The sequence below is a fragment of the Gordonia namibiensis NBRC 108229 genome (assembly GCF_000298235.1).
In the GTDB taxonomy this organism is placed as follows: domain Bacteria; phylum Actinomycetota; class Actinomycetes; order Mycobacteriales; family Mycobacteriaceae; genus Gordonia; species Gordonia namibiensis.
Window position 1 is genome coordinate 77,003 of the sequence record NZ_BAHE01000032.1, and the last position, 8,161, is coordinate 85,163.

General features: G+C 68.0%; 7 protein-coding genes. 3 read left to right on the forward strand and 4 right to left on the reverse strand.

What is annotated here, in order from left to right:
- Positions 1-21: 21 nt before the first annotated feature.
- The 4 genes from dnaG to GONAM_RS16590 all read right to left on the reverse strand — a co-directional run bounded on the left by dnaG (position 22) and on the right by GONAM_RS16590 (position 5,518).
- A complete protein-coding gene (gene dnaG / locus GONAM_RS16575; RefSeq protein ID WP_006867910.1) occupies positions 22-1,947 on the reverse strand; it encodes a DNA primase in 1,926 nt (641 codons plus the stop codon).
- Between the two features lie 242 nt (positions 1,948-2,189).
- A complete protein-coding gene (locus tag GONAM_RS16580) occupies positions 2,190-3,506 on the reverse strand; it encodes a deoxyguanosinetriphosphate triphosphohydrolase (RefSeq protein WP_006867911.1) in 1,317 nt (438 codons plus the stop codon).
- Positions 3,499-3,984 (reverse strand): cold-shock protein, encoded by a 486-nt coding sequence (locus tag GONAM_RS16585; protein ID WP_006867912.1) that lies wholly within the window; start codon positions 3,982-3,984, stop codon positions 3,499-3,501. Before GONAM_RS16585 ends, GONAM_RS16580 begins: the two co-directional genes overlap by 8 nt.
- 148 nt (positions 3,985-4,132) lie before the next feature.
- On the reverse strand, positions 4,133-5,518 hold the full coding sequence (locus GONAM_RS16590; RefSeq protein WP_006867913.1) for a glycine--tRNA ligase: 1,386 nt from the start codon (positions 5,516-5,518) through the stop codon (positions 4,133-4,135).
- A 169-nt stretch (positions 5,519-5,687) separates the two neighbouring features.
- Between GONAM_RS16590 and GONAM_RS16595 the strand changes: the two genes are divergently transcribed.
- The 3 genes from GONAM_RS16595 to GONAM_RS16605 all read left to right on the forward strand — a co-directional run bounded on the left by GONAM_RS16595 (position 5,688) and on the right by GONAM_RS16605 (position 8,090).
- Positions 5,688-7,217, forward strand: a complete 1,530-nt coding sequence (locus tag GONAM_RS16595) for a M28 family peptidase (protein WP_083876442.1) — start codon at positions 5,688-5,690, stop codon at positions 7,215-7,217.
- Positions 7,218-7,290: 73 nt separating this feature from the next.
- The gene (locus GONAM_RS16600) at positions 7,291-7,662 is read left to right on the forward strand and encodes an ArsR/SmtB family transcription factor (protein WP_006867915.1); all 372 of its coding nucleotides are present in this window, start codon (positions 7,291-7,293) and stop codon (positions 7,660-7,662) included.
- On the forward strand, positions 7,659-8,090 hold the full coding sequence (locus GONAM_RS16605) for a Fur family transcriptional regulator (protein WP_006867916.1): 432 nt from the start codon (positions 7,659-7,661) through the stop codon (positions 8,088-8,090). The genes GONAM_RS16600 and GONAM_RS16605 overlap by 4 nt, the downstream gene beginning before the upstream one ends.
- Positions 8,091-8,161: the final 71 nt, after the last annotated feature.

Below are 8,161 nucleotides of genomic sequence, written 5' to 3' on the forward strand. Positions count from 1 at the left end.
AGAACTCATCGCGACGAGGGCTCAGCCGACGTCGACCGTCGGGTCGAGCGCCTGTTCGAGAAGGCTACGACGGTAGGCCTCCAGGGCCACGAGATCACCGAAAACGGCGTTGTAACCGTCCGGGTCGTCACTCGGGGCCATCCGGCGCAGACGCGACTTGATGTCGGCGATCTGCGAACCGACCCACACCTCCTGCAGGCGGGCGAGGACGCTGGTGATGTAGCGGGCGATGTTGTCCTCGTCGACGGGCATCGACTCGACGGCGAGCTCGGTGACCAGCGGGTCGATGACCGGGTCGTCGACGGCGTTGCGCACAGAGTCGACCCAGGCGGCCCCGCCCAGGCCCGAAGACGTGCCACCGATGCTGATCATCGCCTGCCGCACAATGGCATACGCGGGTTCGTCGAAGCATTCGACGGGCAGCGAGTCGAAGACAGTGCCGGCGATCGCCGGGTATTGCAGCGCAGCCTTGAGAGCTTCGCGCTGGGGCCACAGCCGCGGGTCGTTGGGCTGGGGACGGGCGGACGTCGGCGCGGCCTCCGCCTCCGGCCGGTTGCGTGCGGGAGCACCGCGCCGCCCACCGCGCCCGGAATCACCGCCGCCCTTCGCCTTCCGAATCCTCGCACCCTCTTCCCGCACCCGCCCGAGGACCTGACTCACTTCCTCCCAGCCGACCCAGCCGGCGAGCTGACGGGCGTACTCGTCGCGCAGCGCGATGTCCTTGATGCGGGCGACGACCGGGACCGTGTCACGCAGGGCGTGCACGCGCCCCTCTGCGGTGTCCAGGTCGTGTTCGGTCAGCAGCGTCTTGATCGCGAACTCGAACATCGGAACCCGGCGCGCGATGAGGTCGCGGACCGCGGCGTCACCCCGCGCCTGCCGGAGCTCGCACGGGTCCATGCCCTCCGGCGCGATGGCCACGAAGGTCTGACCCGAGATGGACTGTTCCCCCTCGAAAGCCTTGAGCGCGGCGGCCTTTCCGGCGTCGTCTCCGTCGAAGGTGTAGATGACCTCGCCGCGGAAGTACGAGTCGTCCATCATCAGACGACGGATCAGCGCGAGGTGGTCCTCACCGAAGGCGGTGCCACACGAGGCGACGGCGGTGGTGACACCGGCGAGATGCATGGCCATGACGTCGGTGTAACCCTCGACCACGACGACCTGATGCCCCTTGGCGATGGACTTCTTCGCGTGGTCGAGACCGAACAACACCTGAGACTTCTTGTACAGCATGGTCTCCGGCGTGTTCATGTACTTGCCGAGGTTGTCGTCGTCGTAGAGCTTGCGGGCACCGAAGCCGATGATGTCGCCGCCGAGATTGCGGATGGGCCAGAGCAGTCGGCGATGGAATCGGTCGATGGGACCCTTGCGTCCCTGCTTGGACAGCCCGGCCGCCTCGAGTTCGCTGAACTCGAATCCCTGCGACAGCAGTGCCTTGGTCATCGTGTCCCAGCCGGCGGGCGCGTATCCGCAGCCGAACTGGATCGCGGCCGCGGCGTCGAAGTCGCGCTCCGACAAGTAGTCCCGCGCCGCCTGCGCCTCCGGGGTCTGCAGCTTCTCCTGGTAGAACTTCGCGGCGGCGGCATTGGCGGCGACCAGCCGGGCGCGGGTGCCACGGTCCCGCTTGATCGTGGTGCCGCCACCCTCGTAGTTGATCTGGTAGCCGAGCCGGTCGGCGAGTTGCTCGACCGCCTCGACGAAGCTGATGTGCTCCTGCTTCTGCAGGAAGCTGTAGACATCGCCTCCCTCACCGCAGCCGAAGCAGTGGAAGTGGCCGTGGTTGGGGCGGACGTGGAACGACGGCGACTTCTCGTCGTGGAACGGGCACAGTCCCTTGAGGCTGTCGGCACCGGCGCGGCGCAGCGCGACATAGTCGCCGACGATGTCCTCGATCCTCGTCTGCTCACGGATCGCCGTGATGTCACGATCGGGAATTCGGCCTGCCACGCGTCCAGTGTAGTGACACCCGCAGCCGGTCCGCCCAGGCACTCAACACGCACCCGCATCCGGGGCACTACGACGCCGCACCCGGCCGTCGGACTGAAAACCGCCCCCGAAAACCGCCCTCCAGCGCTGCTCCGATCGCACTGTGTCGTCGGCGCTCCTGGGGAGGGCGCATCTCGGGGGCGGAACGCAGGGGCGCTTTTCAGGGGCGGTTCTCACCGCCGGATCACAACACCGAACCGGCCTCACCCCAGATGCGCTTGCGCCCCGGAGTTCTGCTTGTCGGTGCGTTCCAGGCGACCCTCGGTCATCGACGCGATCTGGTCGACGATGACCCGCATCCTGCCGGCGTCGTCGGTGGCGGCATTCCACCAGGGCACGAAGATCGGGTCGAGTCCGCCGGGAGCGGCCTCGACGAACCAGTTGGCGACACGGTGGATACGTTCCCGCTGCCGTTGCTGGGTCGACTTGTGGCGTTCGTTGGAGAAGATGAACCGCAGCGCCATGGTCTTGAGCATCGGGACCTCGGCGGCGATGAGCGGCGGCACCTCGAGGTCGGCGTCGTAGCGCGAGACCGGCCGGTCCCCGACCACCGCACGGGTGCCGGTGATGGCCGCCGACGCGAAACGCCCGATCAGCTCACTGGTCAGTCGCTTGAGGGCCACGTAGGAGTCGAGCGTGCCGTCGAAGACGCCGACCGCCCGGACGATGTCCATCTCGTAGAGCCGCTGGGCCGCGTCGACGAGTGCCTCCGGGTCGAGACCCGGGAACTCCTTGGCGCCGATCTCGGCCATCTCCCGACGATCCTGCGGGTCGCCGAGGCTGCGGAGGTCGATACGACCGCCGATGACGCCGTCCTCGAGGTCGTGCACGGAGTAGGCGACGTCGTCGGACCAGTCCATGATCTGCGCCTCGATGCACTTCCTGGTCCCGGGAGCACCCCGGCGAACCCAGTCGAGCGTCGCGGCGTCGTCGTCGTAGGCGCCGAACTTGCCGCCCGGGCTGCGACGCGTCCACGGGTACTTCAGCGTCGCGTCGAGCGAGGCGCGTGTCAGGTTGAGACCCGCACTGACGCCGTCGGCGTCGAGCAGCTTCGGTTCCAGTCGCGTCAGGATGCGGAGGTTCTGCGCGTTGCCCTCGAAGCCGCCGCAGTCGACGGCGACCTCGTCGAGAGCCCGTTCCCCGTTGTGCCCGTATGGCGGATGCCCGATGTCGTGGGCGAGGCCGGCGAGTTCGACGAGGTCGGGTTCGGCACCCAGACCGATGGCGATGCCCCGCCCGATCTGACCCACCTCGAGGGAATGGGTCAGCCGGGTGCGCGGGGTGTCACCTTCGCGTGGTCCGACGACCTGTGTCTTGTCGGCCAGCCGACGCAACGCGGCGGAGTGCAGCACGCGCGCACGGTCACGCGCGAAATCACTGCGATGATCCGTTCGGGTGCCGGGGAGACTCGCGACCTTGGCACCTTCTGGGACAAAACGTTCGACGGCCTCGTCGCTGTAGGCGGCCACGGCCGGGAGGACATGGCCGGCGGCGCCGGAACCGGATTGGGTGCTAGTCAAGCACCCAGCCCCGGCCGACCGCGAAATCGGTGACCCGCTGACGGATGGCCACGATCTGGCGTGCGGTGAGGTCGTCGTCGGCGTCGAGGAGCAGCTCGGTCAGTTCCTCGGTGAACGCGCCGGCGTCGAGCGATCCGCTGCCGCCGCGCGGACGTCGGCTGCCGCGGTCATCACGGTCGTCACGACGATGGCCGCGGTCGCCCCGGTCTCCGCGACCGTGGTGCTCCTCGCGACGATGCGCACGGGCACCCGCCGCATCGTCGGCCGGAGCCGCCTCGGTCACGGCGACGTTGATCGCCTTGGAACCGCGATCGGTCTCCTCGACGTCGAACGTCACCTTGGCACCCGGCTTCAGCGAGTTCTCGTCGATGTCGATGTCGTTGATGTGGAGGAACACATCGGCACCGCCCGACTCCGGCGCCAAGAACCCGAATCCCCGATTTGCGTCGTAATGAACGACTTTCCCGCTGACAGACACGACTCCACTCACTCTCTCGTCGCGCGCATGACGGACCCCATGCCCTGCTCCGCGCGACAACTCGCCATCAATTGTGACAGACATCCGCAGGTCAGGCGGAATCGTGACCGTTCCGCCATACCCGGATGCCAGGTGTGGCGGCGTCGGATCAGGCGCCGAGCAGCTTGCCGCCGAGGTATTCGGCGACCTTGTCGAGGGCCACGCGCTCCTGGCTCATGGTGTCTCGCTCACGCACGGTGACGGCCTGGTCGTCGAGGGTGTCGAAGTCGACGGTCACGCAGAACGGCGTGCCGATCTCGTCCTGGCGCCGGTAGCGCTTGCCGATGCCCTGCGCGTCGTCGAACTCGACGTTCCAGTGCTTGCGCAGTTCGGCGGCGAGGTCGCGCGCCTTGGGCGACAGCTTCTCGTTGCGCGACAGCGGCAGCACCGCGACCTTGATCGGCGCGAGACGACGGTCGAGACGCAGGACTGTACGAGTGTCGGTGCCGCCCTTGGCGTTCGGCACCTCCTCCTCGGTGTAGGCATCGCACAGGAACGCCATCAGCGAACGGGTCAAGCCGGCCGCAGGCTCGATGACGTACGGCGTGTAGCGCTCGCCGGTGGCCTGGTCGAAGAACGACAGGTCCTCGCCGGAATGCTTGCTGTGGGTGGAGAGGTCGTAGTCGGTGCGGTTGGCCACGCCCTCGAGCTCGCCCCACGGGTTGCCGGCGAAACCGAACTTGTACTCGACGTCGACGGTCCGCTTGGAGTAGTGCGACAGCTTCTCCTTGGGGTGGTCGTAGAGTCGCAGATTCTCCGGATCGATGCCCAGGTTGGTGTACCAGTTGAAGCGCTGGTCGATCCAGTACTGGTGCCACTCCTCGTCCTCGCCCGGCTTGACGAAGAACTCCATCTCCATCTGCTCGAACTCGCGGGTGCGGAAGATGAAGTTGCCCGGCGTGATCTCGTTGCGGAAGCTCTTGCCGATCTGCGCGATGCCGAACGGCGGCTTCTTCCGCGCCGTCGTCATCACGTTCTTGAAGTTGATGAAGATGCCCTGGGCGGTCTCCGGACGGAGGTAGTGCAGGCCCTCCTCGTCGTCGACCGGGCCGAGGAAGGTCTTCATCAGACCGCTGAACGCCTTGGGCTCGGTCCAGTTGCCGGGCTGTCCGGTCTCCGGGTCGTTGATGTCGGCGAGGCCGTTCTCCGGCAGGTGGCCGTGCTTGGCCTCGTAGGCCTCGATCAGGTGATCGGCGCGGTAGCGCTTGTGGGTGTGCAGCGACTCGACGAGCGGGTCGGTGAACACCTCGACGTGGCCCGAGGCCTCCCAGACCTGGCGCGGCAGGATGACCGACGAGTCGAGGCCGACGACGTCCTCACGGCTGATGACCATGTTGCGCCACCACTGCCGCTTGATGTTGTCCTTGAGCTCGACGCCGAGGGGGCCGTAGTCCCAGGCGGATTTGGTGCCGCCGTAGATCTCACCGCACTGGTAGACCAGACCCCGGCGCTTGGCGAGGTTGACGACGGATTCCACTTTGGACTGGGCGGCCACGGTTAACTGCTCTCCACGGGTTGAAGGTGTTCGGCTTCGTACTGTCCTGCTCGTGCGCGGGGTGACCGGGTGGGGTCGGGCGCGCGCACGGCAACCCTTACAGACTACCGAGCGGGGCATCCGTTCGACGAAACCAGTCGGTTCGGCCGACCGTCCACCGCCACCCACGATGCCGCCCCGCCGGAACTGTCACAGTGGCAGGGTGATCTCTCGAGCTCGCTTGTTGCCCGTCGTCGCCGCCACCGCGGCGACCGTGACCCTGCTCGCCGGCTGTTCGGCCAACCAGACCGAGGGCCCGATGCGCAGCGCCACCTCGGCGCCGGTGTCGACGCCGGCCGTCGAACCGCCGGTCGGCGAGGTCACCCCGGCCGGACTGGCCGACGCGGTCACCCTCGACCGCGTCATGGGGCACCTCCGGGCATTCCAGCAGATCGCGGACAACCACGGCGGGACACGCGCGTCCGGCACCCCCGGCTACGACGCCTCGGTCGACTACGTCGCGGGACAGCTGCGCGCGGCCGGATTCGAGGTCACCACGCCGGAGTTCGGCTACAAGCGCTTTGACCTCGGGCAGGTGAAATTCTCCGCCGACGGCCGCGACGTGAAAGGCCACGTGCTGGAGTACTCGGTCGGAACCCGTGAGCCGATCACCGCGGAGCCGGTGACCGTTGCGGCGACGGGATGTGCACCCGCCGACTTCCCGGCCGATGTGCGCGGGTCCTTCGCGGTGATCAACCGCGGCACCTGCACTTTCACCGACAAGGCACGCCACGCAGAGTCGGCGGGCGCGGTCGGGGTCGTCATCGTGAACAACGAGGACGGCCCGCCGTTCGGGTTGACCCTCGACACCGAGGACGTGCCGGACATACCCGTTCTCGGCGTGGCGCGCGACGACGCCGACCAGGTCCGCGAGGCCGAGCAACTGCACCTGTCCGTCGACGCGGAGACCACCCCGGTCACGACCCGCAACGTCATCGCCGAGACCCGCACCGGGACACCCGACGACGTCGTGATGGCGGGCGCCCACCTCGACAGCGTGACCGAAGGTCCCGGCATGAACGACAACTCGAGCGGCAGTTCGGCGGTCCTCGAGACGGCGTTGCGCCTCGGGTCGTCACCCCGCGTACCCCAGCGGGTGCGCTTCGCGTTCTGGGGCGGCGAGGAGGACGGCCTCCTCGGGTCCAGCGAGTACGTCGGTGGTCTCGACGCCGCCGGGCGTCGTGCCCTCGCGTTGTACCTGAACTTCGACATGCTCGCCTCACCCAACGGCGGCTACTTCACCTACGACGGCGACGACTCCGAACGTAAGGGCGCTCCGGCAGGACCCGCCGGTTCCGACGGTATCGAACGCGTCTTCGCGAAGTTCTACGCCGACCGCGGAATCCCCCTGGGTCCGGTCGATTTCGACGGCCGATCCGACTACGGCCCGTTCATCGCGGTGGGCATCCCCGCCGGCGGCGTGGCGACCGGTGCCGAACGCCGGAAGACCGAGAAAGAGGCCGAGATGTGGGGCGGCAAGGCCGGTGAGGCCTTCGACCCGAACTACCACAGCCCGCGCGACACCATCGACAACGTCGACACCGAACTGCTGGCCGTCAACGCCGCCGCGGTCGCCCACGCGGTGGCCACCTACGCGCTGGGGACGAACGGTCCCGACGGCGTTCCGGCGATCGATCGGCGGCAGCGGGAGGAGGGCTGACTCCGCCGTCGCTGATTGAAAACCATTTCCGTTAGAATGGCGGCACTGTTGTGAGCGGTCCGGGAGGAGTGACATGTCGGCTGAACCCATCGAGGGGTCCGGTCGGTTCGGCGCATCCGGACCGGCCGACGACTCCGACGCCGCCGCACGGGAGGCCGCCGCCGACTTGTTGCGCGCCCTCGCCTCCCCCACCCGCGTCGCGATCGTGCTCTCGCTGCGTGAACGCGGGCAGTGCGTGCACGAGCTCGTCGGACACCTCGGCCTGAGCCAACCGCTGGTCAGCCAGCATCTCCGCGTCCTCAAGGACGCCGGCGTCGTCCGCGGCCACCGCAACGGCCGCGAGATCACCTACGAACTGCTCGACGACCACGTCGCCCACATCGTCGTCGACGCGCTGGTCCACGCCAACGAGACCAACCGTGGCCCGTCGGTGGTGTCCGGATGACCGGCGTCGAGGCGTCCGGTCCGCAACCGGTCACCGGAGTCCGCTCGACGCGCCAACGCGCCGCCATCGCCGATGCCCTGGCCGGCACCGATGACTTCTGCTCGGCCCAGGAACTCCACGAGATCCTCAAGGGCCGAGGCGAGTCCATCGGCCTGACCACCGTGTACCGCAACCTGCAGGCGCTGAGCCAGGCCGGTCAGATCGACGTCCTGTGGGACGGATCCGGTGAGACCCGGTACCGCCACTGCTCGTCGGGACACCACCATCACCTGGTGTGCCGCAACTGCGGAACCACCGTCGAGGTGCAGGCCGATCCGGTCGAGAAGTGGGCCGCGACCATCGCCGCCGAACACGGCTTCACCGACATCAACCACACGGTCGAGGTGTTCGGTCTGTGCGCGGATTGCCAAGGCTGCCAGCACAACTGACGTCGCGACGCCACGCGACGAGAACGCCCCCGAATTCCTCCCTCGGCAGCGCGATCGACGACGATATGCAT